We start from the raw sequence: 24,514 nt of genomic DNA on the forward strand, positions 1-24,514 counted from the left end.
TTACCAGTTTGTTCGTTTCGGCGCTATCCCCTTCTCTCGCTATCGCATTGTTCGGGGGATGCACCGAAACTCACCGCCGCTTCACCACCAACCAAGCCTATTGGCTATGGTTGGAGCACTGCGACGAATCTTGGTAGACTCCTAGCCAGCGATCGCTGGTACTGATAACGTTACCGTGTTCGATCGCGATCGGACACTCGAGATCCCGCTCGAGAGCGCCGTTGGGTTCGATGAGGAGTACATTGACGTTCTCCCCCGCCAATTGGCAGGGGGATTCCGGGTTCGTCGATCCACCTTTAAATCTCCGCCAAGCCAACTGGCTGACTCGAACCCACTCTCCTTCAACTCTCCGACTGGATTGTTTTGAGACAATGGCTGAAGACCCCAGAGGGCTAATCTCCCCAGGCTTTTTTACGTTTCCGTGCGCCCCACGGTACGTTGGACAGCATTTGAGCAAATGCTCGACTTTTCTGGTCTCGCGACTCTTTTGAGTGCTTGCGTTTTTAAAGAGGTCTCTCGCACCTCTGCACCGATGTCGCAATGGTCGTTAAGACCCTTTACGGGCTGGGCTACCGACGAATCACCCTGCACCGGACTGACTTTAGCATTCAAATGCCGCCCTAGAAGGGCGGGGATTGAAACCCTCAATCTTTGGTCAAATTCATGGAAATTCGAGTCTTTCGGAAAGTCGGTAAGCGGGTATGTCTCAATCGATATCGGACGTGGGATCGCCATCGTTGGGAATGTCGAAAATTTCTTCGAGCATTAAGCCACCGACACCGGAAGCCATTTGCTGTAACTGAATTTTGGCCGCATCGCTGAGATGGAGACGACCGCTGCGATCGAACCAATAATCGCGATCGCAGCTGCGATCGTCTCGAGTCAGAACCTCGATCGCCCACTGACGAGCGACCTCTTGTAAGTCCAGTTCGGGCATCAGTAGGTCGCCGTGTTGCAAAATCCACCGACACGCCGGTCGATCGAGGTCGCCGAGTCGATACACCGCCTGCTTCAACACCAATTCGAGCGTGCTTGGAGTCGGTAAAACGGTCAGGAAGTCTTTCAAGGCAACGATCGCTCGGGGATCTCGCGCACGCATAATATCGACGGCAAGACTGATGTAAGCTTCGACTTGAGTGTCGCTCGTAGAGTTTCCCGGCCAGTTTTCACCTTGAGTCCTCATGTAGCAGATCGCTTGGGGAATAGCTGTCGAGCGAGAGCGATCGACCCTGTTGTTGCGATACTTAAAATTCGACGCTCGACCTTCTTGGTGTTCGGTCGGACACTTTGAAGGATTGACGTTTGTTCGCTCTGCAACCGTCGTCATAGAGGCACTTAGTCGAGGACTATCGGTTGCGTCTTCCGGTTTTCCAGATCGTTTCAACACGGGTCGTAGACTCCCACACGCATCGACTTTTACAACAGTTTTAGTTTAGAGACTAAATGTGATGTTCTTGTGACAACATGACAGTTTATCGTGATTTTTACGAAAAATCGCGTTCACTAATGCACTTCTATAGCAACCCTAAATCAGTTGTGTAACAAAATTGAGACAAAAAGGGAACGAGGAACGGGGAATCAGATTTTTTCGGGTGTTTTAATTTTTGACGATTCATTTGGGACTGCTATATGTATTTAGACTCGAGCTAGATCCCCGGCAGCCATTTACCGATCTAGGATTTTGTGGCCAACCCTTTCATACGGCGATATCTTTTATAATAAGGGTTTCAGGACTTTTCTGCGCCACTAAGATTGATTACCTTATCAAATCCAGCCATCTCTCTCTTACGAGGTTTCGATCGAACGAATCGCACTTTAAATGCACCCTCACGATCGAGAGTGGAGATCGATTACTATTATTGTTGAAAAAAAACGAGCATTTTCAATAGTAAGTATTTTCGATTTTTCCACAACTCACTAAAGTTTTTCAGATAGGGCTATAAACGCAACGCCAACCACCATCACCACTGCACCAGATAGCCGTTCTTTCAAACCCACTTCTCGAAAGAGTAGCTTTCCCCACAAGACGCTAAACACCGCACTAGTACGCTTGACTGAGATAACGTAGGCGACCAAAGTGAGACTTAACGCGGTCATTTGACAAGTGAGGGCGATCGCATTGAAAAACCCGATCGCCAACAACGGAACGCCGTTCCCCTGAAGTTGCAGAATCACCCGTTTCGACTTCACTAACACCAGAGGAAACAATACCACCGCGTTAATCGCGTAGATCGCCGTTACCCAAAACAGCGGCGAGGAATTTTGCAAGCCGATTTTGTCGATGTTTGAGGTGAGACTCCACAAAAACGCCACTGTCAACATTAATTTTGCCCCAGTGTCTTCCCACAAAGCCCACAAGGGAGCAAAATACCCTCGATGTCGAACCGAGAAGTTCAACAAATACGCACCGACGACAATACAGAGAATTCCGACAATTCCCAGCGGATGGGGAAACTCCCCCACCAGCAGCGGCGAAGTTCCCAGCAGAAACAACGGCGTCAGCGTGGTTAAGGGGGCGACTTTCGACAAATCCGACAGTTGAATTGCTTTGACAAATAGCAAGTAGGCGATCGCGTTGAGGAGACTTCCGGCGATTAACGCTCTCACGAACCCCTCTCCCAACTCGGGAATTCCCACCCACACCAAACCGGGAAGGAGAAATACCGCCGTCGTCGCGTTCAACGACCAAGCCACCACGTAAGCATCGCTAGCTTGTAGGGATTTTTTGTTGGAGACATCCCGCAGCGACTCGGAAAAAGCGGTCACGAGAGTCAGAATCAGCCAAAGCATGGGGAACGCGAGGGGAAAGAACCAACAGCAGTGAGGATGTCAATTCTCCACGGAAACGGTCACCGCTGCCACTGCAATTAACATATCGTCGTTTTTATCCTCGAGTTCGGGAATGGCGCGACCCACCGTCACCATCCCCCCAGCTTCCACGGTGAGGGTTTTTTGTCCGAAGGGTAACACCGATAGAACCTCGTCTGTGCGAACCTGTTCGGGATAGGGAACCGCCACCTGTACGTCCACGTACATCTGATTGGGGTGGTCTAATCCCGCCACTTCCCAAACGCCGGGGAGAGCGTTGTGAGCGATCGCGTTGCGAACGGCCCGTTTGGCGGCGACGGTGGGGTCTTGTCCGTGTTGGTCTACCCCCATTCCCATTTCGATAATCAAGCGTTGGCGAGTCATAGAATTATGAAAAAGTAGGCGAGATCGCTTTAACAAATCCCCCCAAGGCTATCAGCTCGACTCGTGACCGCTTCTGGAGAGAGAGTCAGAATCAGCCAAAGCACTGCCTTTGCGCCCGCATCTTCCGTTAAAGTTCAAGCGCGGGAGCTATCAAACGACGTTCTCGTGGCGGCGAAGATATCGAAGAGAACAGCCACGAAGCTGCAAGCCGCTCCCATCCACAGCAAGGCGACCAGGGGAGAACCTCCGCCGAAAACCTTGAGAAACCAAAGGAACTGACGCACCCCCTCCTGTCCGACAGGGGCAACGGTGGGAATGTAACTCATCGAGAGTAAACTGGCTAAGACTGCGCCGACGACCAACCAGGGAAGCGCAAAACTTAAAAGGCTGGTTAGGATCGTAGAGCGCAAGCGGGATAAGATATCCTGCATGAAGGACGACTGCGCGGAGCAGTGAAGTAACAACGTGGGGGTCGGTTCGATCTGCCTTTACCATAAAGGCGATCGCCTCGACCGTTCGATAATCTGTAGAAATCTTAAATAAACCTAAAGAAACTTGTTATCTCCCGTAATGTTACTTTGCAGTTCGGCGTCGTTGTTGTCGTTTTGCAACGCTTCTGACAAAAAACGTTGGCTCAATCTAGTCTTGGAAGATGGAGTCGCCGCCTGTTCGCGGCGATGTTACTCGGCGGTCAGGTGGTCGTCCATCTGCTGTCGGGCAAAATTCACCGTCGAAACACCCTCGATCAGATGGCAATGGTGGGGCCGCAGTCGCTCCTCATCAACACGATTACCGCTGCGTTCGTGGGAATGGTATTTACGATTCAAGTGGCGCGGGAGTTTCTGAACTTCGGTGCCGAGTCTGCCGTTGGTGGCGTTCTCGCCTTAGCCTTAGCGCGGGAGCTGTCCCCCGTTCTTACTGCGGTCGTGGTGGCGGGTCGGGTCGGGTCGGCGTTCGCCGCAGAAATCGGCACGATGCAAGTCACCGAACAAATCGACGCCCTGCATATTTTACGAACCGATCCCATCGACTATCTCGTCATTCCGCGAGTTCTAGCCTGTGGTTTGATGGTTCCACTGTTGACGCTGTTTTCACTGTCGATCGGCATGAGTGGCGGTCTGCTGATTGCCACGAGTCAATACAATCTCGCCCAGTCTGTATTTTTAAATTCTGCGCGAAACTTCCTGGGATTTTGGGATATCGTTCACGCCATGACTAAAGGCGCCGTGTTTGGCGGACTCATTGCCATTATCGGCTGTAGTTGGGGACTCACGACCTCTGGCGGTGCGAAAGGGGTTGGGGAATCGACGACAGCGGCGGTCGTAACGTCTCTGATGGCGATCTTTATTGCGAACTTCTTTCTGTCTTGGGCGATGTTCCAAGGGATGGGGAGTGCCTCACTTCCGTGAACAGAGCGCATTTTCCCCTCGCGTGTTGCTTCAGTGACGACTCGACGACGTGGCTAGGGACAGAGTACAGGTTTGGGGATTCGGAGAGTGCGTCTCGATCGTAATATCGTCGTATCTGGCCGCTTCTAAAATGTTGCGAACCACTGCGGCTGCTTCCTGATTGGCTTTTTCGAGCAGTCCCTCTTGACAAGCTTCTTCTCGAATTTGTTGGAGGGCTTGGCGTTGCGCTTGCGTATACAGTTCCGTTTCTGTATTGGGCGCAAACCAGGCACGGTTGTGTTCTAACACTTCCGATCGCTCGACGTCTAAATCCATTTGAACGAGGTACGGCGGCGGGAGATGCAGGGTAATTCGTCCGGTATCGCGATCGATCTGTGTGACTTGGAGTTGGCTGAGGTCGATTCCCGCTCGAACGCGACCGATTCCCTGATACACGACGGTTGTTTCACCGAGATAGAGATGGCCGAGCGTGCGTTCCTGACTGGTTTTGACGATAGTTTCTAAGGCAACCTCAGCGGTAGTTAACTCTGTTTTCCCTTCCAGGCGATCGACCAACAGGGATTTTACTTCGGTTACGGGTGGCGGTGCGGGGGGAAATAACGCCTGCGTGACCTGTTTCGTGATGCGCTCGGCTTGAAACGCGGCGATCGACACCACGGCGATGGAGGACAATACGGCTGGATGCAACAGCTTTTCTGCCAGAGAGACGGCAACGGATTTGTTTTGAGTCATGGGTGGGTGCGAGGGAGAAACGGCAGACTTGTTATCCTAGACCCGATCTTGAGGAGCGACGTTCCCAGGGAGAAGGGGAGAGGGGGAGAGGGGGAGAGGGGGAGAAGGGGAGAGGGGGAGAAGGGGAGAAACTATTAACTGTTCCCCGTTCCCCGTTCCCTGTCTTCACTGGTGACTGGTGACTGGTGACTGTCTTCACTGTTCGCGGCTCACTGTAGTAGAAGGTGCGTGACGAGCTGGCCGGTTGAGGCAGATACTTCTTCTGTCTTTAGGTCACGCACCCTTGTATGTTGGCGGTGTACATTGGCGGTGCGTGACAATTTATTGGTCTCACGATCGACACCCGATTTTTCAGGTCACGCACCCTACTGTGTTCACTGTTCCCCGTTCCCTGTAAAAGTTGCGCTCGACTAACGCTAGACTATCTCTATCTCAAGCATATCGTGACGAATTGATGGGAGAAACATAATGGGAGATTTCGAGCGCGTACCCGTTGGCATCGTTGGGGCGTCCGGCTACGGCGGCGTACAACTGGTACGTTTGTTACTCGACCACCCGCACGTCGAACTGGTGTACCTGGGCGGACAAAGTAGTGCAGGGAAATCCTTTTCCGATCTGTATCCCCACCTCGAGCATCGGGTCGATTTGACTATCGAACCTGTTGACGTTGATACGATCGCCCGTCGTTGTCGCGTGGTGTTTTTGTCTCTCCCGAACGGTCTAGCCTGGAAAATGACACCGGCGTTATTGGAAAAAGGCTGTCAAGTTCTGGATTTATCGGCAGATTATCGATTTTTCAATCTCGAGACCTATCGGGCTTGGTACGGGGGCGATCGCACGGATGGTGAGGTGGCGTCGTTAGCGGTGTATGGTTTGCCGGAATTGTATCGCGATCGCGTGCGCGAAGCCCAGCTCGTCGGTTGTCCCGGTTGTTATCCGACGGCGAGTTTGTTGGCGATCGCACCACTTCTCAAACAGGGGTTGATCGTTCCCGAAACCTTAGTCATCGACGCCAAATCGGGAACTTCTGGCGGAGGGAGACAGGCGAAAACCCATTTATTGTTAGCCGAAGCCGATAGTTCGATCGCTGCTTACGGGGTAGCCCGACACCGCCATACACCGGAAATCGAGCAAATTTGCAGCGAACTCGCCGGTCACGAAATTCTCGTACAGTTTACGCCGCACCTCGTCCCGATGGTACGGGGGATTCTCTCAACCGTGTACGCCACTTTACGCGATCCCGGTCTCGTCCGCGAAGATATCGCCACGATTTACAACGCGTTTTACCGAGCGTCGCCTTGGGTCAAAGTGTTGCCAGCGGGAGTTTTTCCACAAACCAAATGGGCTTGTGGCTCGAACCTCAACTATATTGGCATCGAGGTCGATCAGCGTACCGGCCGCGTCATTGTCTTGTCGGCGATCGATAACTTACTGAAAGGTCAAGCCGGACAAGCCGTTCAATGTATGAATTTGATGTTAGACATTGAGGAAACTACAGGACTGCCGACGTTGGGCTTTTATCCGTAAGATGAGGAAAGAATTGACAATTGACAATTGATAATTGATAACGGGGAACGCTCTCCCCCTCTCCCCTTCTCCCCCTCTCCCCTTCTTCCCCTCCAATTATCCCGTCATTCCCTCGGAATTCGATCGCCAAAACTCCTTGAGGGCTTCATAGGCTTGACGGACGCGGATGAACTCTCGTTCGTTACCGCCAGGAACGTCGGGATGGGTTTCGCGGGCGCGGCGGCGATAGGCACGGTTGAGGTCGTCTTCTGTAAACGGATAGGCCAGTTGCAGGATCTCGAGATGGGGACGAACGGCGAGAAATTCGCGATCGCTCTCCATTTCTTCCATCTCGAAAATTGGCATTTCGTACCAATTTTTAAACTCGGTTTTTTCCTGATTTTTCGTGTAAAGTTCGCGCTCGAAATCTTTCGTCGCCTGTTGCAAAAACTTCCACAACACGAATGGAAACAACACGAACAACACGACAATAAGCGGAATTGCCGATGAAGGGTCGATAAGGGCGACGACCAACACTAAAATCGGCAACACTTGTAAAATTAAAATAATAGACGATCGATCTTTCATCGCCTCCGGTCGCTTTAGCGAAGTTTGCGATCGCACCTCGCCTTTAACCTTTAGTCTAGTGGAGGTTTCCGAAATCGGCCGAGCTTGGGCGAGGTTGGGTAGAATATCAGTCGTCGGTGACGGTCGTTGTTGGCTGTTACCCTCGGCGATCGCGCGTCGCTGTTTCGGTCAATTTTCAAGTTCGAGTAGAGTTCGAGGCAAACTATCGTGTCTAAAAAGCGTTCTGGCTGGATTACCCGCATCATGTTGTCAGTCGGGCTTTTGGCCTTTCTTGGGTTTTCGCTGTTTCCGCTGCTGAGCGGCGTTCTCGAAGCCCGTCAAACCAGCCAAACTCCGACGCCTTCCCCGACCTCGGCCGCAAACGCCGTATCGGAGGACGATCTTAGCGCCCAGGCGCGGGGATACGAGCTGGTATTGCAGCGCGAGCCGGACAACGAAACAGCGTTACGGGGCTTGATCGACGTGCGACGCCAGCAGGGAGACATCGAAGGGGCGATCGAACCGCTCGAGCGCCTGGCTGAGCTGAATCCCGACGAACCTCGCTATACAATTTTACTGGCACAAACGAAGCAGTATCTCGGCGATCTCGAAGGGGCGGCCGAAACCTACCGCAACCTATTGACGCGTGAACCGGGGAGCATTCAAGCTCTGCAAGGTTTGGTAGACTTGCTCCTCCAAGAAGGCCGACCCGAAGCCGCCGTCGGTGTCATTGAAGAAACGCTACAACTGGCTCCTCAAGCAAATCAAGATGGAGCCGACAGTATCGACGTGGTGTCCGTGCAACTGTTACTCGGTCAAGTGTACGCCTATCAAGGTCGCACCGAAGACGCTCTCAATGTTTACGAAAACTTGATTCAAGAGCATTCTGACGATTTCCGTCCGCTGGTTGGTAAAGCATTACTTCTCGAACAATCGGGGAAAGTAGACGAAGCAAAAGCGACCCTCAACACAGCCTTGAGCGTCGCCCCACCTCAACATAAGGATCGGATTCAAATTTTAATCGACCAACTGAACGAACCTGCACCGGAACCCGCACCGGAAGCGTCTTCGGAAGAATCCTCGGAACCGAGCGAGGAAGAGTGATGGGGAGATGGTGAGATGAGTAAATACTGTTTTCACTGGTAACTGGCGACTGTCTCCACTGCTCACTGCTCACTGTTCGCTGTTCACTGTAAAACACGCACCCTACGACTGTTCGCTGTAAAAGGGAGTTCAACTGTGGCATCTGAAGAAATTGTCCGCTTCTTTATTGAGGAAGGGAAAGAACATCTCAATACCTTAGAAAACGGGTTGCTCGACCTTCAAGCAACGGTCAAAGATCCCGAACAGGTTAACGAGTTGTTTCGAGCGGCACACTCGGTTAAGGGTGGGGCTGCGATGTTGGGATACAGCAGTATTCAGAAGGTCGCGCACCGTCTCGAGGATTACTTTAAAATTTTGCGGGACAACCCCGTCAATGTCGATCGCCAACTCGAAAGTTTGTTTCTCAAAGGAATGGACGCGCTGCGGGAGTTGCTGGAACTGCTGCAAGGGCCGTTTGGATTGCGTGCTGAAGATGCCGAACGGACGTTAGCAGAAGTCGAACCCGTGTTCGCGCAACTGCAAGACCACCTCAACCACCTCGTTGAAGGGGGTGGTGCGGCGACGGCGACACCCTCGACTGTAACGGATATCGAGATTCCTTCGGATTTTGCCGAACAGGTTATCGAGATTCTGCGCCAGATGTTGCAGGTGTTCAAAAAAGCGGAAAGTGCTGAAACGCGACAAAAACTCTCGTCGTTTTGCCAACATTTGCAGGAAATTGGAGGAGCGTCGGAGGGTTGGACGAGTGTAGTCGAAGCGGTCGATCGCGCGATCGCCAACGTTCACAATCCCTATCGCATTTTGGCACCGGTGGCGATCGTCGAACTGCGTCAAGGGGCCGAACGCCTGAGTGACGACCCCGAGGCAGATATCGCTCCGAGTGCGAGTTTGAACCATTTGGCAGACATGGAATCGGGAGCCTGGACAGACTACATCCTCGTTCGCAACGAGCCGAAAGCGGCGTTTCAGTCGCTGACGCAGGTGATGGAAAAGCCTAAATTGTTAAAACTTGCCAAATTGCTTTACAAAGCCTCGCAATCCTGATTAAGGTGAGTCTAACCTCATTTTTACGCGGCGATCGAAACACGATACGGGCGATCGACGTCGTGTCGTGAGGAATACGTTTGAAAATTGGGGTAATCACCAGATGAGTGAGTTGACTGCTCGACGCCCTCGGATCGCCGTACCGACCAGCAACGCTGACGATCCGACTTATGTTGTCGAACCGGGCAACGGTTTCGACGGTGTGGTGGAAATCACCGACGCGGAGGGCGGAACTTGTACGGGAACGCTCTTAACGACGGGACGCCACATCTTGACGGCAGCCCACTGCTTCAATACAGAAGACGGCGCCGCCAATCTCGATCCCGATACGGGTAACTATACGGTTGCGTTCGATTTACCGGACGGACGCGTGACGCTCGATGTTTCTCGTATTTTCGTGCATCCCGCGTGGACTGCCGATCTGGCCTCGAATAACGATATCGCTATTATCGAACTGGCGGAAACTGCCCCCAACGATGCCGATCGCTACGATATTTATACGGCAACGGACGAAGTGTCTCAAGTTGGCGTTAAAGTCGGGTACGGCGGTAAAGGAACGGGAACGGAGGGACAGTTGAGCCTCGATCCCGATATCGATTCCGATGACATCGGCGATGATTCGGGTATCAAACGCAGCGGACAAAACCGCTACGATGCGTTTACCGATATTCTCAATTCGGTTCTTGGGGAACCGTTCGAGACGGAAATCCTCTCGGAAACACAACTGGCTTACGATTTCGACGACGGAACGGAAGCGACGGATTTCTTCGGAACCTACTTCGACATCGCCGATACGGGACTCGGAGCGCAAGAAGTCAATTCGACTCAGGGCGATTCCGGCGGACCGACGTTTATTGATGGGAAAATTGCTGGGATTACGTCTTACGGTTTCAGTCCCATCGATTCCAACGAAGACGGACAACTTCTGTTTTCGGGATTGTCGGGCGAGGCGAATACGGACGTGAGTTTTATTTCGGGGGAAGTCCTCGAAATCGATACGGTGGGCGAAATTGCTCGGGCGTTCGTGCAGGCGACAAATTCGTCGTTTGGGGAGTTTGCTTCGGACACGCGAGTTTCGGCGTATGCAGACTACATCGCCCAAACTCTCGCTGAAGCTCAAAGCGGCGACGATTCGATTTTGGGAACGACTCGCGACGATACTCTCAACGGAAACGCTGGCAACGATACGATTGAAGGTCTCGAAGGGGACGACATTCTTGCAGGCGGCCAGGGCGACGATATCGTCTCGGGTGGCGAGGGTCTCGATACGCTGTTGGGTAATCTTGGAAACGACGAGTTGTCGGGTGGTGAGGAAAACGACGTGGTATTTGGAAACGCCGGAAACGACGAGTTGTTTGGGGATGCTGGCGACGACGAGTTGTTTGGCGGTGAAGGCGCAGACTCCATTTTTGGCGGTGTCGGGAGCGATACGGCTTTCGGTGGAGACGGCGACGACCTTATCGACGGCGGCGAAGATGACGATCTCGTTGTTGGGGATCTCGGAAACGACGAGATTACCTTAGCTGACGGGGACGATACGGCCTTCGGCGGTCAGGGGGACGACGTTCTCAACGGCGATGCTGGGGACGATCGCATTTTCGGCGGCCAAGGAAACGATACGATCGTCGGCGGTGAGGGGAACGATACTCTCACGGGCGATCTCGGTCGGGACGTGCTGACTGGCGGCGACGGTGAAGATGTTTTCGTTCTGTCTCTGGATGCGGCGGTGACGGATATTAACGAGGCCGACATCATTGAAGATTTTTCCTTCGATGACGATCGCATTGGGTTGACGGACGGATTGGAAAATACGGACGTGGTTCTCGAAAACGCTACCCTCGGCGATCGCAGTGGGGTCGTGGTGAAGGTTATCGCCACGGACGCGATTCTCGGTTTCGTCGCCGATATCGATACGATTCCCTTTGTTTCGGTTGAGGGCTAGTCGGAACAAAATTATCGGTTTGTCCTTCAAGTACAATTGTCGAGGCGATCGTGCCAGCGCGATCGCCTCTCTCGTCTGTTTGCCCGACGTCTAGTCTTTCCCGCCAAACTCGCTATGTTGGACGCTACTTCAAGCGGCGATCGCCGTCCGCGCATTTCGGTTCCCGTCGACGATCCCGATGCTCCTGAGTACATCGTTCCGTCTGAGGAGTGGACGGGAGTGGTGGGCTTTGGTACGCAGGGGGAAATTTCCTGTACTGGGGCGTTGTACCTGACGGGTCGCCATGTCATCACCGCCGCTCATTGTTTCGATATCAACGAGACGACGCCGAATCTCAACCCCACTCCAGAAGACTATCGCGTCTTTTTCGACCTTCCCGGCGGCCGGGTGTCGGCGGAAGTTGCAAATATTTTCATTCATCCGCAATGGTCGGCCGATTCTGCCTCGAACAACGATATTGCGATTATCGAGTTAGCTCAAAGCGCTCCGGAAACCGCCGATCGCTACGATGTGTATACGGGAACGGACGAAATCGGCCAGGTTTTCCAGCGGGTGGGCTACGGGGATAAAGCGACGGGAAACGAGGGAGAGTTCGAGGATACGTCTAACGGGGTCAAACGCACGGGAAAAAACGCTTACGAGGCGTTTGGCGAGATTTTTAACGATCCTGGAGGTAACGCGATCGCTCTGCCGGGTACGCAACTGGCTTACGATTTCGATAACGGCAACCCGGAAAACGATGCGTTCGGGGTGGAATTCGGTCTCTCCAATTTGGGATTGGGTCTCGAGGAGGTGGGAACGAGTCCCGGTGATTCGGGCGGTCCGTCGTTTATTGGGACTCGCATCGCGGGAGTCGCTTCTTACGGCTTGAGTCCGACGACTCCTGGGGTAGATGTGACAGAGGAAAACGATACCAGTTTCGGTGAGTTTTTCGGCGATACGCGGGTGTCGGCGTATTTGAGTTGGATCGGAACGACGATCGCCGCCTCGAACGCGGGAGACGATTTGATGACGGGGACGGACAACAACGACACTCTAGCGGCTAACGGCGGCGACGATACGCTCGAGGGGCGCGGGGCGGACGACATTCTCCTCGGCGGTCAGGGAAACGACGTGCTGACGGGAGAGACGGGCAATGATGCGATCGCGGGTAATATCGGTCAGGACGGCCTCGAAGGCAACGACGGCGACGACACGCTCCTCGGCGGACAGGACGACGATACGCTTGTGGGGGGGTTGGGTAATGACGTGCTGATCGGCGATTTCGGTCAGGACGTGCTGACCGGCGGCGAGGGGGAAGATATCTTTACGTTTCGTAAGGCAACGGCGGTTGAAGACCCGACTCTGGTGGATATCGTGACGGATTTTCAGGTGGGGAGCGATCGCGTGGCGTTAACTCAGGGTCTAACGGAAGGGGATTTGACTCTGATTCCGTTCAATCTCAACGGGGGCGGCGTGATGCTGCGCGAGACGGGAGCGATCGAGTACCTCGGTTTCGTTCGTAATGTAACGGTTGAGGAGTTGCGAGGCAGTTTTGTGGCCGATGAGTTTGGGTTCAGTTAAGCTTATTGACTAAAAAGTCAAGAGTATAGCCGAGCGACCCCCTATAGTTTCACTTCCATTATCGCGCCGACGCCCCGATTTGTCAATCCTTCCCATCGGGCGCGACAAAACTTAACAATACCCGCGAGCGAGTCGAGGGTGATGAGGTTGGCGATCGCCTTTCAACCGCGTTGTCCGGTCACGATATAGGTGACGCGTTGACCGATGTTGGTGGCGTGGTCGGCCATGCGTTCGAGATGGCGGATGGCGAGGGTCACGAGAAGGATGGGTTCGAGGATACCGGGATAGTTGCGTTGGTACGCCAGTCGTTGGTAAAGGCGATCGTAGGCGTCGTCTACCGTAGTATCTTTCTGTTTCATCTGACTTCCCGCCTCGGGATCGAGTTCGACGAGGGCTTTTAAGCTCATGGCCAGCATGGCTTGAGTTTCCCGAGACATCCGTTCGATTTCCGCCATGCAGTCGAGAGGCGGGTAGGGAAACAGCTTCACCGCGATTTCTGCCAGGTCTTTGGCGTAGTCGCCGATGCGTTCGAGGTCGCGAACCAGCTGCATGAACGCGCCTAGAACCCGACAGTCTTGGGCGACGGGGGCTTGGAGCGTCAGCAACATGATACTGTCCGATTCGATCTGTCGGTAGAAGCGATCGATCTGTTTGTCGAGCTTGACCAGGCGTTGGGCGGCCGCCAAATCGCGATCGAACAGGGCGCTATGGCTCAAACGACAGGCTTGTTCGACCAAAGCCCCCATTCGCAAAACGTCTTGTCGGAGGCGCTTGAGTTCTCGCTGGAAGTGTTGGCGGCTGGAGTTAAATTTGGAGGAGGAAAAGTTCACCCGAGATTGTATTACGCCGAACGATGCTAGTGTGACTTCTCCATTGTGTGTCAAGTTTTTAGTTTACAACATATTTCGTGCGAAATTTTTACTAACGATCGCCTATTTTTAGCAAACTTTTAGAAACACGTTAACCTACTCTTCACAACTCTGAAGGTTCTGCTCGAGGAAGCGACACCTGTAACCAAGCACCGCCAGTTTCGGGATGGTTTTTAGCCGCGATCGCCCCCCCGTGGGCGAGAACGATTTGCTTGACGATGGCTAATCCCAAGCCGCTTCCGCTGCTCGTGACGGGTAAGGTTTCAGCGTTGTTGGTGGGGGTCGTTCGTCCCCGTCCGAGATCGCCGCGATAGAGGCGATCGAAGATATGGGGTAAGTCTTCCGGGTCGAACCCACAACCGGAATCGATGGTGTGAACCCGCACGCGATCGTCCCCGATGATTTCGGCTTCGACACGAACGGTGCTGTCCTGGCGACTGTAGCGCACGGCGTTGTCGAGGAGGTTGAGAAACACCCGGTACAGCCGAGATTCGTCTCCTTCGACGTACAGGGCTTCGGGTTCGCGATAACTCAAGCGTACCTGCTTTCGACCGGCCAGGGGTTCGAGGGTTCGCCACACTGACTCGATTAATGGCTGCAATGCAATCGGTTCGGTATGGAGCGATCGATTAGCTTCGAGATGGGTGAGTTCCAACCAATCCTGAACCAGTTGAATCAACCGTTTCGTTTCCGGAAGCAGTCGTTCGACCCAGGATTTCATCGGCGGTTCGAGGCGATCGACGAGCGTTTCGACCACCAGTTGAATCGAGGTGAGGGGCGTTCGCAGTTCGTGGGCTAAATCCGACATCCACCGGTTGCGCGACTGCATCGATTCGACGATGGGTTGGCGGTTTTCGATAAAAACTCCCACCTGTCCGTCGATGGGTGGGAGACTATAGGCGCGTAACGTTTGCCCTCGTTGGTTGTCGATTTCGTCGGCGTCGAAGGAAGGGGCGTAAAACAGCCATTCGATTTGAAGGGGGAAGTTATCGGTACGGGTTCGTTCGATGAGTCGGTCGAGTTCGTAGGAGCGGACGACTTCCAACAACACGCGCTCGCTTTGAGGAGACCATTGCTGGATTTTCAGGAGCGATCGCGCTTGAGGATTGCACCGAACCAGATGGTTTTCAGCATCGACTTGCAGGTATCCCCAGGGGGCTTGTTGCAACATATGCTGCAACAGGGTGAGATCGGCGGCGAGTTCCTCTTGACGCTGGCTCATTTGAGTCAACACCAAGCGCATCTGAGACGCCGGTGCCAAACGAACGGACGAGACATCCGGCGAGAGATCTCGAAGCACGCGAGTCCACTGCCGATGTCGCACCGCCAAGTGCCACAGACCGATTCCGAATCCGACTGTCAATCCTAAGATAAATGCAACGACCGCCGACATAGGCTAGAAGAGTGCGAGTAGAGAGAAAATATATCTCTTCACCCTAACCGATAGCCGAATCCTCGCACAGTAATAATGTATTTAGGATTGCTGGGATCTTCTTCGAGTTTTTCGCGCAACCAGCGAATGTGAACGTCTACGGTTTTGCTGTCGCCGACGAAATCGAATCCCCACACGCGATCGAGCAGTTGTTCGCGCGACCACACGCGGCGAGGCGATTTCATAAACAGTTCGAGTAGGCGAAATTCTTTGGGAGCGAGACTGACTTCTTCGCCGCGCACTAACACGCGACATTGTTGGGGATAGAGCAGGAGTTCGCCGAACTGCAACACGGTCGGCTGTGCGGCAAATCCAAAACGATGACGACGAAGCAACGCGCGACAGCGAGCGATGAGTTCTCTCATGCTGAAGGGTTTGGTGAGGTAGTCGTCTGCGCCGACTTCCAACCCCAGGACGCGATCGGTTTCGCTGCCCTTGGCACTGAGAATTAAAATCGGAACGGGATTTCCTTGCTGTCGTAACAACCGACACAGATCGAGACCGTTCACTTGCGGTAGCATCAGATCTAATAAGATTAAATCGAACGGAAACTCGCCAGGTTGTAGTTGCGGGTCGTGGAGAAACGTTAAGGCCATTTGGCCGTCCGTTGCAGTTTTGACCTGATATCCCTCATCTTCGAGCGCGAGGGAGACCATATCTCGGATGAGGTCTTCGTCCTCGACCACGAGAATGCGGTTAGATTGACCGATCTCGGGCTGAGCGCGGTTCGTTCTTGACTCGAGGGAAAGCATAACTCGGTAAGCTAGATGTTAAGACCCACCTTATTCATATATCACTTTGGCTCGTCCGAACATCTCTTGACAAATAAATTAAAATATGCGCGGCAGATAAAATCTGTTAAAACTTGTAAAACGAGACAGACAAAATAAGGCGATTTTCTCGATAATCTCGATAAACGGTGAGAAAATCGCCTTTGTTAAGATTCGCTTAAAAAAACGAATGTTTAGCGAAAAATGACGATCTGCCGACTTGTGGTTTATTAACGGGCGGCAGTGACGCGCTCGAGAACCGCCTCGAATTCTGCCAGTTCCACAGCTCCCGAGAGTCCTTCGCCGTTGATGAAGAAAGCAGGAGTTCCGTTGAGACCGAGTTCGTCGGCCAGTTCCAGGTCTGCCTGAACGGCTTGTAAGGATTCGTCGCTGTTGCGATCGCGATCGAACTGTTCGAGGTCGAGACCCAAATCCGTGGCAATTTCGACGTACAAGTCATCTCCGAGACGGTCTTGATTTTCAAACAGGGCGTCGTAATACGCCCAGAACTGCCCCTGTTGCTGGGCTGCCCAAGCTGCCTGTGCCGCTGGAAGTGCTTGAGGGTGAATGCTGACTAGGGGGAGGTGTTTGTACACTAGCGTCACGCGATCGCCGTTTTCTTCCATAAAGGCTTTGACGGTGTCGTGGGCTTTGGCACAAAACGGACATTGAAAATCCGAGAACTCTACCATCACGATTTCTCGGGATTCAGCGCCTTTGACGGGAGAATCGCCAATCACTGAGGCCGGATCGGAGGCCATTTCCGCAACGACGGCGCGACGGGCTTCTTGTGCCGTTTCCTGCTGTTGCTGCTGGTAGGCTTGAACTGATTCGAGAATCACTTCCGGGTTGTCGCGGATAATTTGCAGCACTTGGGCTTCCAAATCTTCTGACGCGGCGTCGTTCGACTGCGCGGGAGACGAGCAACTACTGAGAGCGATACAGACTAGCATTGCGCCGACGAGACCGATCGATGCTTTGGGCGATCGCCGTACTGTCAAAAAAGGGGTTGCGTTCATAAAAAATCCCTAAAAATCCCTTGAAATTCAAAAATCTCTTGAAATTGCGATCGATGCCGCGATGGCTCGATTCAGTTCCCTCCAATCCTAGCGAAATCGTGCCGGAGGGCGATCGCGATCGGGGAGAAGCGTTAAGATTTCGATTCGTCGATCGCTTTAGTCGAAACGTCGATCGCCTGCACGTCAATGGTTCCCGGCGGCGCACTGCGTTTGAACTGTTTGTCTTCGATCGCTAGCATCTCGCCACAACTGGGACATTGCAACCGTTCCTGTTGTTCGAGGGCGACCAACTCAAAATTACACACCGGACAGCGATCGCGCACCAAACTGCGCCCCACCCACCAGCGCACGCCGAAGACCGCTGCAATACCCAACAACGGCAACAACGCCAAGATCAGAAATATCGACTTCACCAACCATCCCAACCCCACAGCACTGAGCAAAAAGATAACCAGTAAAACGCTCAACCAGAAGCTCAGCCCCGATAGTTGTAGCTGGGTGATGTTGGGATCGTTGGAATTCACGACAGTATCCTTTTCAAACTCGATGCTCGATATTACTTCAATATTAGCAATGCGAGGAACGGGGAATAGGGAATAGGGAATAGGGAATAGGGAACGGGGTTTTCCGTGTCTCCCCCTCTCCCCTTCTCCCGATCGCATCATCTCCCCCTATCAAGATTGCGGCAAAATCTCCCGCAACCGCTTCGCTAACACCTGACTGCTGAAGGTGGCCAGGGTTTCTTGGCGCAGCCATTCCCCGTCGCAGCGGCGATCGCCCCCTTTAAGAATTTCAATACAAGCTTGTGCTACCGCTTCGGGATCGCGATGGGGAACTTGCCAACCGAGGCGTCCGTCTTGCAGGGGATCGGCCGAACCGTCGCTGTCGCCGGACAACACCGGAATTCCCGTGGCCATCGCTTCGAGATAGACGATGCCGAAGCCTTCTTGAGACGGCATGATATAGGCATCGGCCGCGCGGTAGTGGTCGGGCAGTTCTTCAGTGGGAACGAACCCAGCAAACACGACGCGATCGCCGATTCCCAACTCTCGGGCTAGATTTTCCAACCGGGGTTTGTCGTCGCCGCGTCCGATGACGAGGTATTTGACATCGGGACACACTTCGAGAATTTTCGGGAGGGCGCGAATCGTCACGTCTACACCTTTATAAATATCTCCCGACCACAGCCTCGCCACCGTCATCAACACCCGAGATCCGTGTAAATTGTAGCGATCGAGGAGATGTTGGGGTTTCGGGGCGGGGGAAAACACCTCCCCGTCCACCGCACAGGGAAGCATTTCAAACTTATCGGGATCGAGGTGGTTGGACTCGCAGGCGCGATCGCGACTGTAGCGACCGATCGTCCAAATACTCTTGGCGTGGCGGAGCGATCGCCGATCGCGAGGGGGTAAAGGTTGCCAGACTTCTTTTCCATAAGTCATGACCGTATAGGGAATATCCAGCCACCGACCCAAGAACTCCGTTAGCGGTGCGAGTTTGATGTGTCCGCAAACGAGCCAATCGGGTCGATCGCGAACGCAGCGTACCAGCAACGCCCACGCCAACCGCAACCGTCCCAACCACGCCCAATTTGACTGACAGTAGTGAAAGCGAAATACGTTGGGAGCGTCCCGATGCTTGCGGGGGTCGAAGGGGTTGTCGCAATCGACGGGATCGCGCAATAAATAGACATCGGCTTGAGGAAACTGCGAGGAATTCGAGACGCTGACGGCCTGTTGGTACGCGTCGAGAACGTCTTTCACGTAGGATTGAATGCCGCCCTCACAGGCAAAAATTTCCAGAAACACGAAAACGTGAGGGGGCGCGACGGGGGTTTTAGGCTTGTCCTTCATGGGGCGGGGTTCCGTGCAGCAATGCGTAACAGTAGCGATCGTCAAGCGGAGGTCGGTTCGGAATTCAGACGTGCATCGACCATCATGCGAGCGACATCGTGCATATCGTATCGAGCTTCCCACCCCATTTTCTCCTTGGCTTTGTTGGGATTGCCACGGCCGATTGAAATATCGGTGGGACGATACAAACTTTCATCTGTCGTGACGTGGTCTTGCCAGTTCAGTCCTAAATACTCGAATACGGTTGCGACGAAATCTTGAAGTTTGTAAGTTTTTCCCGTGGCGATGATGTAATCTTCGGCCGCATCTTGTTGCAGGATGCGATACATTCCTTGAATGTATTCTGGGGCCCAACCCCAATCTCGTTGGATCGAGGTATTGCCGAGATAGAGTCGTTCGGGGCTACCTTGGGCGATGCGACAGGCGGCGGCGACAGTTTTTTGGGTGACGAAGCGTTCGGGACGCAAGGGAGATTCGTGGTTGTAGAGGATACCGGAACAGGCGAAGAGACCGTAAGCTTCGCGGTAGTTGGCCACTTCCCAGAAGGCGGCCGCTTTGGCGACGCCGTAGGGACTTCGGGGGCGAAAGGGGGTGTTTTCGTCGGCGGGTTCGCCTCCCGTGTCACCGAAACATTCGCTCGAGCCAGCGTTGTAGAGTTTGATGGGGGCGCCGATGAAGCGAATGGCTTCGAGGAGGTTGAGGGTTCCGGTAGCGATGCTGTCGAGGGTTTCGACGGGTTGGTTGAAGGACAAGCCGACCGAACTCTGGCCGCCGAGGTTGTAGACTTCGTAAGGTTGAGCTTTATCGAGAACTTGTAAGACGCTGCGAAAGTCGGTCAGCGTCATGGATTCGAGTTTAACGCGATCGCGGATGCCCAATCGGACGAGGTTTCGGAAGGAGGACATTTGGGCGTCGCGAGACGTGCCGCAGACTTCGTAGCCGCGATCGAGTAAAAATTTTGCTAAATACGAACCGTCTTGACCGGAAATTCCGCAAATCAATGCCTTTTTCATCTGTTCGGTCCAGCGAGCGTGTTGCCTCTAGTATAGGGAATCGATTCTCGAGAATCGATCCGTTGCCGTGCGCGATCGTCGGGGGCGTCCGGGGTCTCGTTACGCGGTGTTCGAGTCGTTCTGAGATCTCCTTTCCAGTCTTTTTTGGAGAATCAGACAATTGCGGCGATCGCTACAGCGTTCGTAGACGACGCGATCGGAGAGTCGTCGCAGGAGGAACCAACCGTAACCCCCTTGACGTAAGGTTCCCGGTTCGGGTTCTTCGACGTCGTCGGGGTCGAAGGGATCGCCGTAGTCCCAGATGCGAATTTCGAGGCGATCGGTGTAGAGACTCAGTTCGAGGTCGATGGGCGTTTCCGGCGGGCGATCGTGGTGGGCGTGGCGCACGGCGTTACTGAATCCTTCGGCGATCGCCAGTTTGAGGCAGTACAGTCGCGCGTCAGTCCAAGTTGAAAGGGGTTTGTTCTGGAGGCAAAAATCCTCGAACCATTCCTGCACGCGAATCAGGACGCTCAGGTCGCTGCGAACCGTTAGACGGCATTGCCTCAAGGACACGATCGATCGATCTCCTGGTGCTTGTAGCGGTTGAAGGTTGGTACTGGGCGAAAAGAGATGCCGAGGATGCGACGGTTCGCGGGGGGCGAGCAGTCTGCGAGGGGGCGATCGCCTCGAGGATCGGTTCCCATTTCGATTATAATTACCTGGGGTAGAGTGAAACGAAAACGTCTCACAATTCGACGGCACGCACCGATTTTAGCCGAGCAAATTCATGAGTATTGTAACACTACAATCGATCGAAAAAGACTTTGGAATCAAAGAAATTTTACGGAACGCGACGTTCAGTATCGATGCGGGGGAAAAAGTCGGTTCGATCGGTACGAACGGCTCGGGAAAATCCACGTTATTGAAAATAATTGCGGGAAAAGAACCCTTTGACGCGGGAGAAAGACTGGCCAACCGCAACCATCGTATTATTTATCTTCCCCAACAGCCAGAACTCGACGAAAATCGTACGGTTTTAGAACAAGTTTTTGCCGATTGCGGTGAAAAAATGTCTTTGGTCCGTCAGTATGAGGAATTGTCCCATCGAGTGGCGCAGGTAAGCGGAGCGGAACTCGATCGCACGTTGTCTCAACTCACGCGTGTCACCGAACAAATGGACGCCGTCGGAACGTGGGATTTGGAAACCGAAGCGAAAATTATTCTCTCGAAATTAGGGATCGAAGATTTCGATACGAAAATCGGAACGTTATCGGGAGGATACCGCAAGCGAATTGCATTGGCAGCGGCGCTGTTAGCCGAACCCGATTTGTTGTTGATGGACGAACCGACGAACCACTTAGACGCCGAGGCTGTCGAGTGGTTGCAAAACTATTTACAGCAGTACAAGGGGGCGGTGGTGTTAGTCACCCACGATCGCTATTTTCTCGATAAAGTCACGACGCGAATTTTAGAAGTCGATCGCGGAGATTTGTACGAGTACTCGGGCAACTATTCCTATTATCTCGAAAAGAAAGCCCAAGCCGAAGAAATTGAAGCCGGTCGAGAGCAGAAACACTACAATCTCTTACGGCGAGAACTCGAATGGATTCGACGAGGGCCGAAGGCCAGAAGCACGAAGCAAAAAGCGAGAATTCAGCGGTTTGAAGGGATACAAAATACTGAATTCAAGCAATCTCTCGGAAAAGTCGATATTTCCACCGCCAGCCGTCGCATTGGCAAAAAAGTCATCGAGCTGGATAACATCGGAAAATCTTATAAAAATCGAACGCTGTTTGAAGGTTTTAGCTATAGCTTCGATCGCAGCGATCGTGTGGGTATTATTGGCGGAAACGGTGCGGGAAAATCCACCTTACTCAACATTATTACCGAACGAGTCGAACCCGACACGGGAACGGTCGAAATCGGTGAAACCATTCACTTCGGCTACTTCGACCAACATTCAGACAGTTTAATCGAATCGGCCAACCAAAATCAGCGAGTCATCGACTACATTAAAGAGGTCGCATCTTTTGTCAAAACTGCCGATGGCAGTGAAATTTCCGCCTCGCAAATGTTGGAACGGTTTCTCTTTCCTCCCAGCCAGCAATACGCTCCCCTGCACAAACTCTCGGGAGGAGAAAAGCGTCGGCTGTTTCTGTTACGAGTGTTAATGGGAGCGCCCAACGTCTTAATCCTCGACGAACCGACCAACGATTTAGACGTGCAAACCTTAGCGGTGTTAGAAGACTATTTAGACGAATTTAACGGTTGCGTCATTGTCGTCTCTCACGATCGCTATTTTCTCGATCGCACCGTCGATAAAATTTTCGCACTCGACCGCAGCGCGATCGTCAAACAATACCCTGGAAACTATTCTGTCTACCTCGAATACAAACAACGAGAAGACGAACTCGCCAAACAAGCCGAAGCCGAACAAGTCGCCGCGCAAGTCAAAACGACTCCCAAACCGAAGAATACCCCCAAGAAAGACAAACCCCGTCGATTGTCTTTCAAAGAAAAACGAGAATTAGAACGACTCGACAGCGAAATTCCCCAACTCGAAGCGCAAAAAACAGAGCTCGAAGCGATGCTTTACGAAAATCCCCCCAGCGAACATCAAGAACTGGAAAAATTGTCGTTACAACTCGCCGAACTCACCCAAACCATCGACGATTCAACCCTCCGCTGGTTAGAACTGGCCGAACTCGAGTCTCGATCGAGCTAGGGTGATTTTGAGGAGTAATACTACTTTGGTTGTTGATACTCCATCGATTTCTGATAAGCTAGGTTTCCAGAAGTTTTCACCCCAACCTCCCTTAGCCCCCTATCCCCCCTATCCCCCCTTCGCCCCCCTTTGAAAGGGGGGTTGGGGGGATGGTTGGGGGGATGGTTGGGGGGATAGAGAAGGGCTTGTCGCGTTCGACAAAACCACTGTTTGAGTCTTCGACTCCGCTCGGACTCAACGCCGAGCGAAGTCGAAGCGAGCGAAGTCGAAGCGTTGAAATTCGGATTCCATATAGCAGTCCCAAATGAGTCGTCAAAAATTAAAACACCAGAAAAAATCCGATTCCCTGTTCCCTGCTCCCTGTTCCCTTTTAAATTTTGGAGACCTCTTCTATTACGCTCTACGGTCACGAACTCTCGGGAAATGCCTACAAAGTCCGTCTGTTTCTCGAACTGCTGAATTTAGACTACGAATACAAACGAGTCGATTTAATGAAAGGGGAACACAAACAGCCTTCCTACTTGGCAATTAACCCCTTCGGTCAAGTTCCAGCACTCATCGATAGCGATCGCCTGTTGCAAGATGCACAAGGAATTCTCACGTACTTGGCACGTCAGTACGGCGGTGAGGTCTGGCTTCCCAGCGACGCGATTTCCTTGAGTCGGGTAGTGCGTTGGCTGTCCGTGACGGCGGGAGAAGTGCGTCAAGGCCCTGAAAACGCCCGTTTGTACCATCTGTTCGGGGCAACAACCATTAACATCGATCGCGCCACGGAGAAATCCCACCAGATTTTAGGACAATTGAACGTGTGGTTGAGCGATCGCGCCTGGTTAGCGGGACTTAAACGGTAAAAAAGGTAAAATAAAAGCAAAACCCTTGACTGACAAGGATTTAAGGTGGAGAGTGTCCCCATGAGAGAGACCACCCCAGCCGCTATGCCACCCTGCTTTGAGAAGTGGTGCAAGCGTTTCGACCCCGACTTCAAAACCCAAGCACAAAAAAAGGGGTTTAGACACTATTTGGGAGGATTACTCGGGGAAAGCCAGCGAAAAACATAACTCAGATGGCAAACGACTCGGTGGGAGTGGTTTACAACCGCTTACATCATTTTATAACGGAATCCCCTTGGGAGGAGAAGCGTATTAACGAACGTCGTTTAAAGGTGGTGGACTCCTGCCATCAAACCCGAGTGGGTCGGGGATTTGCCTTGCTGCTCGATGATACAGGACATCGAAAAAAGCGGCAACTTCACCGCAGGTGTGGGAAGACAGTACATCGGAGAAATCGGCAAGCTCGACAACGGAATCGTGGCGGTAACGACCCATCTCTATGATGGCAAAAAAAAATTTGCCTCTGGATGTAGAAATCTATCAGCCAGCCAGTTCCTTACCCTCAGGCAAGAAAGATCCCTCTTTCAAAAAGAACCCGAAATCGCCTTAGAATTAATTGACCGGAGTTTAAAGAGAGGGTATCGACCGGGAATCGTCCTCATGGATGCCGGCTATGGTAACAACTACAAATTTTTAAAGGGACTCGAATCTCGCCGACTGAAGTATCTAGGAGCCGTCGCCAAAAATCGGAAAATCTGGCTGAATCAATCGGGAGAAAATTGGCAAAAGATTCGCCTTGATGAATATGCCAAAAGCTTACCAGAAGAGGACTTTACGTCAGTTTCTCTAAATTCAAACAAGCCCAAAACCCTGTGGGTGGCGACGGGTACGGCAGAGCTGTCACGGGGTGCATCTCACTTTTGCAAAAACATCAGTTTTGGGTGGAAAAATTCCCGATTAGC

24 protein-coding genes are annotated in these 24,514 nt (G+C 52.9%); 10 read left to right on the top strand and 14 right to left on the bottom strand.

Translation table 11 applies throughout. From position 1 onward, the window contains the following. Positions 1 to 706: 706 nt before the first annotated feature. From GEI7105_RS0122800 to GEI7105_RS0122815, 4 genes are all read right to left on the bottom strand, one after another. Positions 707 to 1,327 (bottom strand): hypothetical protein, encoded by a 621-nt coding sequence (locus GEI7105_RS0122800; RefSeq protein ID WP_017662718.1) that lies wholly within the window; start codon positions 1,325 to 1,327, stop codon positions 707 to 709. 590 nt (positions 1,328 to 1,917) lie between these two features. Then, complete coding sequence (locus tag GEI7105_RS0122805; protein WP_017662719.1) at positions 1,918 to 2,790, bottom strand: EamA family transporter; 873 nt, start codon at positions 2,788 to 2,790, stop codon at positions 1,918 to 1,920. Between the two features lie 39 nt (positions 2,791 to 2,829). Next, positions 2,830 to 3,192: a Lin0512 family protein gene (locus tag GEI7105_RS0122810; RefSeq protein WP_017662720.1), complete on the bottom strand. Its 363-nt coding sequence runs from the start codon at positions 3,190 to 3,192 to the stop codon at positions 2,830 to 2,832. A gap of 134 nt (positions 3,193 to 3,326) precedes the next feature. Continuing rightward, positions 3,327 to 3,623 carry a hypothetical protein gene (locus GEI7105_RS0122815; RefSeq protein WP_017662721.1) on the bottom strand — a complete coding sequence of 99 codons (297 nt, stop codon included), beginning with the start codon at positions 3,621 to 3,623 and terminating at the stop codon, positions 3,327 to 3,329. A gap of 246 nt (positions 3,624 to 3,869) precedes the next feature. Between GEI7105_RS0122815 and GEI7105_RS0122820 the strand changes: the two genes are divergently transcribed. Continuing rightward, a complete protein-coding gene (locus GEI7105_RS0122820) occupies positions 3,870 to 4,601 on the top strand; it encodes an MlaE family lipid ABC transporter permease subunit (RefSeq protein WP_017662723.1) in 732 nt (243 codons plus the stop codon). Between the two features lie 30 nt (positions 4,602 to 4,631). Here the strand turns inward: GEI7105_RS0122820 and GEI7105_RS33855 are convergent, their stop codons facing one another. Next, positions 4,632 to 5,333: a DUF4230 domain-containing protein gene (locus GEI7105_RS33855; protein ID WP_063716440.1), complete on the bottom strand. Its 702-nt coding sequence runs from the start codon at positions 5,331 to 5,333 to the stop codon at positions 4,632 to 4,634. A 468-nt stretch (positions 5,334 to 5,801) separates the two neighbouring features. On the opposite strand from GEI7105_RS33855, the gene argC reads away from it, so the two are divergent. Beyond that, a complete protein-coding gene (argC, locus tag GEI7105_RS0122835; RefSeq protein ID WP_017662726.1) occupies positions 5,802 to 6,860 on the top strand; it encodes an N-acetyl-gamma-glutamyl-phosphate reductase in 1,059 nt (352 codons plus the stop codon). 96 nt (positions 6,861 to 6,956) lie between these two features. On the opposite strand, the gene GEI7105_RS0122840 is transcribed toward argC, so the two are convergent. Beyond that, complete coding sequence (locus GEI7105_RS0122840) at positions 6,957 to 7,427, bottom strand: J domain-containing protein (RefSeq protein WP_017662727.1); 471 nt, start codon at positions 7,425 to 7,427, stop codon at positions 6,957 to 6,959. Between the two features lie 207 nt (positions 7,428 to 7,634). On the opposite strand from GEI7105_RS0122840, the gene GEI7105_RS31995 reads away from it, so the two are divergent. The 4 genes from GEI7105_RS31995 (at position 7,635) to GEI7105_RS33865 (ending at position 13,059) form a co-directional block, all read left to right on the top strand. After that, positions 7,635 to 8,510: a tetratricopeptide repeat protein gene (locus GEI7105_RS31995; protein WP_035493676.1), complete on the top strand. Its 876-nt coding sequence runs from the start codon at positions 7,635 to 7,637 to the stop codon at positions 8,508 to 8,510. Positions 8,511 to 8,645: 135 nt separating this feature from the next. After that, complete coding sequence (locus GEI7105_RS0122850) at positions 8,646 to 9,554, top strand: Hpt domain-containing protein (RefSeq protein WP_017662729.1); 909 nt, start codon at positions 8,646 to 8,648, stop codon at positions 9,552 to 9,554. A gap of 112 nt (positions 9,555 to 9,666) precedes the next feature. Continuing rightward, complete coding sequence (locus GEI7105_RS33860; RefSeq protein ID WP_218959087.1) at positions 9,667 to 11,496, top strand: trypsin-like serine protease; 1,830 nt, start codon at positions 9,667 to 9,669, stop codon at positions 11,494 to 11,496. 36 nt (positions 11,497 to 11,532) lie between these two features. Further along, positions 11,533 to 13,059, top strand: a complete 1,527-nt coding sequence (locus GEI7105_RS33865; protein ID WP_144053994.1) for a trypsin-like serine protease — start codon at positions 11,533 to 11,535, stop codon at positions 13,057 to 13,059. Positions 13,060 to 13,220: 161 nt separating this feature from the next. Here GEI7105_RS33865 and phoU read toward each other — a convergent pair whose 3' ends face one another. The 8 genes from phoU to GEI7105_RS0122905 all read right to left on the bottom strand — a co-directional run bounded on the left by phoU (position 13,221) and on the right by GEI7105_RS0122905 (position 20,570). Then, on the bottom strand, positions 13,221 to 13,889 hold the full coding sequence (gene phoU, locus GEI7105_RS0122870) for a phosphate signaling complex protein PhoU (protein ID WP_017662732.1): 669 nt from the start codon (positions 13,887 to 13,889) through the stop codon (positions 13,221 to 13,223). A 142-nt stretch (positions 13,890 to 14,031) separates the two neighbouring features. Next, positions 14,032 to 15,321 (bottom strand): sensor histidine kinase, encoded by a 1,290-nt coding sequence (locus GEI7105_RS0122875; RefSeq protein ID WP_017662733.1) that lies wholly within the window; start codon positions 15,319 to 15,321, stop codon positions 14,032 to 14,034. Between the two features lie 38 nt (positions 15,322 to 15,359). Next, positions 15,360 to 16,112: a response regulator transcription factor gene (locus tag GEI7105_RS0122880; RefSeq protein WP_017662734.1), complete on the bottom strand. Its 753-nt coding sequence runs from the start codon at positions 16,110 to 16,112 to the stop codon at positions 15,360 to 15,362. A gap of 248 nt (positions 16,113 to 16,360) precedes the next feature. After that, positions 16,361 to 17,083 (bottom strand): DsbA family protein, encoded by a 723-nt coding sequence (locus GEI7105_RS0122885; RefSeq protein ID WP_017662735.1) that lies wholly within the window; start codon positions 17,081 to 17,083, stop codon positions 16,361 to 16,363. A 197-nt stretch (positions 17,084 to 17,280) separates the two neighbouring features. Continuing rightward, entirely contained in the window at positions 17,281 to 17,673 is a 393-nt protein-coding gene (locus GEI7105_RS0122890; protein ID WP_017662737.1) for a hypothetical protein, read from the bottom strand. A 150-nt stretch (positions 17,674 to 17,823) separates the two neighbouring features. Next, positions 17,824 to 19,002 carry a glycosyltransferase gene (locus GEI7105_RS0122895; protein ID WP_017662738.1) on the bottom strand — a complete coding sequence of 393 codons (1,179 nt, stop codon included), beginning with the start codon at positions 19,000 to 19,002 and terminating at the stop codon, positions 17,824 to 17,826. A gap of 41 nt (positions 19,003 to 19,043) precedes the next feature. Then, entirely contained in the window at positions 19,044 to 20,015 is a 972-nt protein-coding gene (locus tag GEI7105_RS0122900; protein ID WP_017662739.1) for a GDP-mannose 4,6-dehydratase, read from the bottom strand. Between the two features lie 99 nt (positions 20,016 to 20,114). Beyond that, positions 20,115 to 20,570 (bottom strand): ATP-binding protein, encoded by a 456-nt coding sequence (locus GEI7105_RS0122905; protein ID WP_017662740.1) that lies wholly within the window; start codon positions 20,568 to 20,570, stop codon positions 20,115 to 20,117. Between the two features lie 214 nt (positions 20,571 to 20,784). Here GEI7105_RS0122905 and GEI7105_RS0122915 point away from each other — a divergent pair, with 214 nt between their 5' ends. From GEI7105_RS0122915 to GEI7105_RS35365, 4 genes are all read left to right on the top strand, one after another. After that, entirely contained in the window at positions 20,785 to 22,722 is a 1,938-nt protein-coding gene (locus GEI7105_RS0122915; protein ID WP_017662742.1) for an ABC-F family ATP-binding cassette domain-containing protein, read from the top strand. Between the two features lie 377 nt (positions 22,723 to 23,099). After that, a complete protein-coding gene (locus tag GEI7105_RS32015) occupies positions 23,100 to 23,573 on the top strand; it encodes a glutathione S-transferase family protein (RefSeq protein ID WP_017662743.1) in 474 nt (157 codons plus the stop codon). Positions 23,574 to 23,633: 60 nt separating this feature from the next. Further along, complete coding sequence (locus GEI7105_RS40605) at positions 23,634 to 23,780, top strand: hypothetical protein (protein ID WP_281167024.1); 147 nt, start codon at positions 23,634 to 23,636, stop codon at positions 23,778 to 23,780. 159 nt (positions 23,781 to 23,939) lie between these two features. Next, on the top strand, positions 23,940 to 24,514 hold a 575-nt coding region (locus GEI7105_RS35365), incomplete at its 3' end, for a transposase (RefSeq protein WP_281167026.1).

The organism is Baaleninema simplex PCC 7105, from assembly GCF_000332355.1.
In the GTDB taxonomy this organism is placed as follows: domain Bacteria; phylum Cyanobacteriota; class Cyanobacteriia; order Cyanobacteriales; family Geitlerinemataceae; genus Baaleninema; species Baaleninema simplex.

Bases quoted from the DNA above. Each gene is read 5' to 3' on its own strand.
- GEI7105_RS0122800 (WP_017662718.1), bottom strand. From the start codon at position 1,327: ATGACGACGGTTGCAGAGCGAACAAACGTCAATCCTTCAAAGTGTCCG.
- GEI7105_RS0122805 (WP_017662719.1), bottom strand. From the start codon at position 2,790: ATGCTTTGGCTGATTCTGACTCTCGTGACCGCTTTTTCCGAGTCGCTG.
- GEI7105_RS0122810 (WP_017662720.1), bottom strand. From the start codon at position 3,192: ATGACTCGCCAACGCTTGATTATCGAAATGGGAATGGGGGTAGACCAA.
- GEI7105_RS0122815 (WP_017662721.1), bottom strand. From the start codon at position 3,623: ATGCAGGATATCTTATCCCGCTTGCGCTCTACGATCCTAACCAGCCTT.
- GEI7105_RS0122820 (WP_017662723.1), top strand. From the start codon at position 3,870: ATGTTACTCGGCGGTCAGGTGGTCGTCCATCTGCTGTCGGGCAAAATT.
- GEI7105_RS33855 (WP_063716440.1), bottom strand. From the start codon at position 5,333: ATGACTCAAAACAAATCCGTTGCCGTCTCTCTGGCAGAAAAGCTGTTG.
- argC (WP_017662726.1), top strand. From the start codon at position 5,802: ATGGGAGATTTCGAGCGCGTACCCGTTGGCATCGTTGGGGCGTCCGGC.
- GEI7105_RS0122840 (WP_017662727.1), bottom strand. From the start codon at position 7,427: ATGAAAGATCGATCGTCTATTATTTTAATTTTACAAGTGTTGCCGATT.
- GEI7105_RS0122875 (WP_017662733.1), bottom strand. From the start codon at position 15,321: ATGTCGGCGGTCGTTGCATTTATCTTAGGATTGACAGTCGGATTCGGA.
- GEI7105_RS0122880 (WP_017662734.1), bottom strand. From the start codon at position 16,112: ATGCTTTCCCTCGAGTCAAGAACGAACCGCGCTCAGCCCGAGATCGGT.
- GEI7105_RS0122885 (WP_017662735.1), bottom strand. From the start codon at position 17,083: ATGCTAGTCTGTATCGCTCTCAGTAGTTGCTCGTCTCCCGCGCAGTCG.
- GEI7105_RS0122895 (WP_017662738.1), bottom strand. From the start codon at position 19,002: ATGAAGGACAAGCCTAAAACCCCCGTCGCGCCCCCTCACGTTTTCGTG.
- GEI7105_RS0122900 (WP_017662739.1), bottom strand. From the start codon at position 20,015: ATGAAAAAGGCATTGATTTGCGGAATTTCCGGTCAAGACGGTTCGTAT.
- GEI7105_RS0122915 (WP_017662742.1), top strand. From the start codon at position 20,785: ATGAGTATTGTAACACTACAATCGATCGAAAAAGACTTTGGAATCAAA.
- GEI7105_RS40605 (WP_281167024.1), top strand. From the start codon at position 23,634: ATGAGAGAGACCACCCCAGCCGCTATGCCACCCTGCTTTGAGAAGTGG.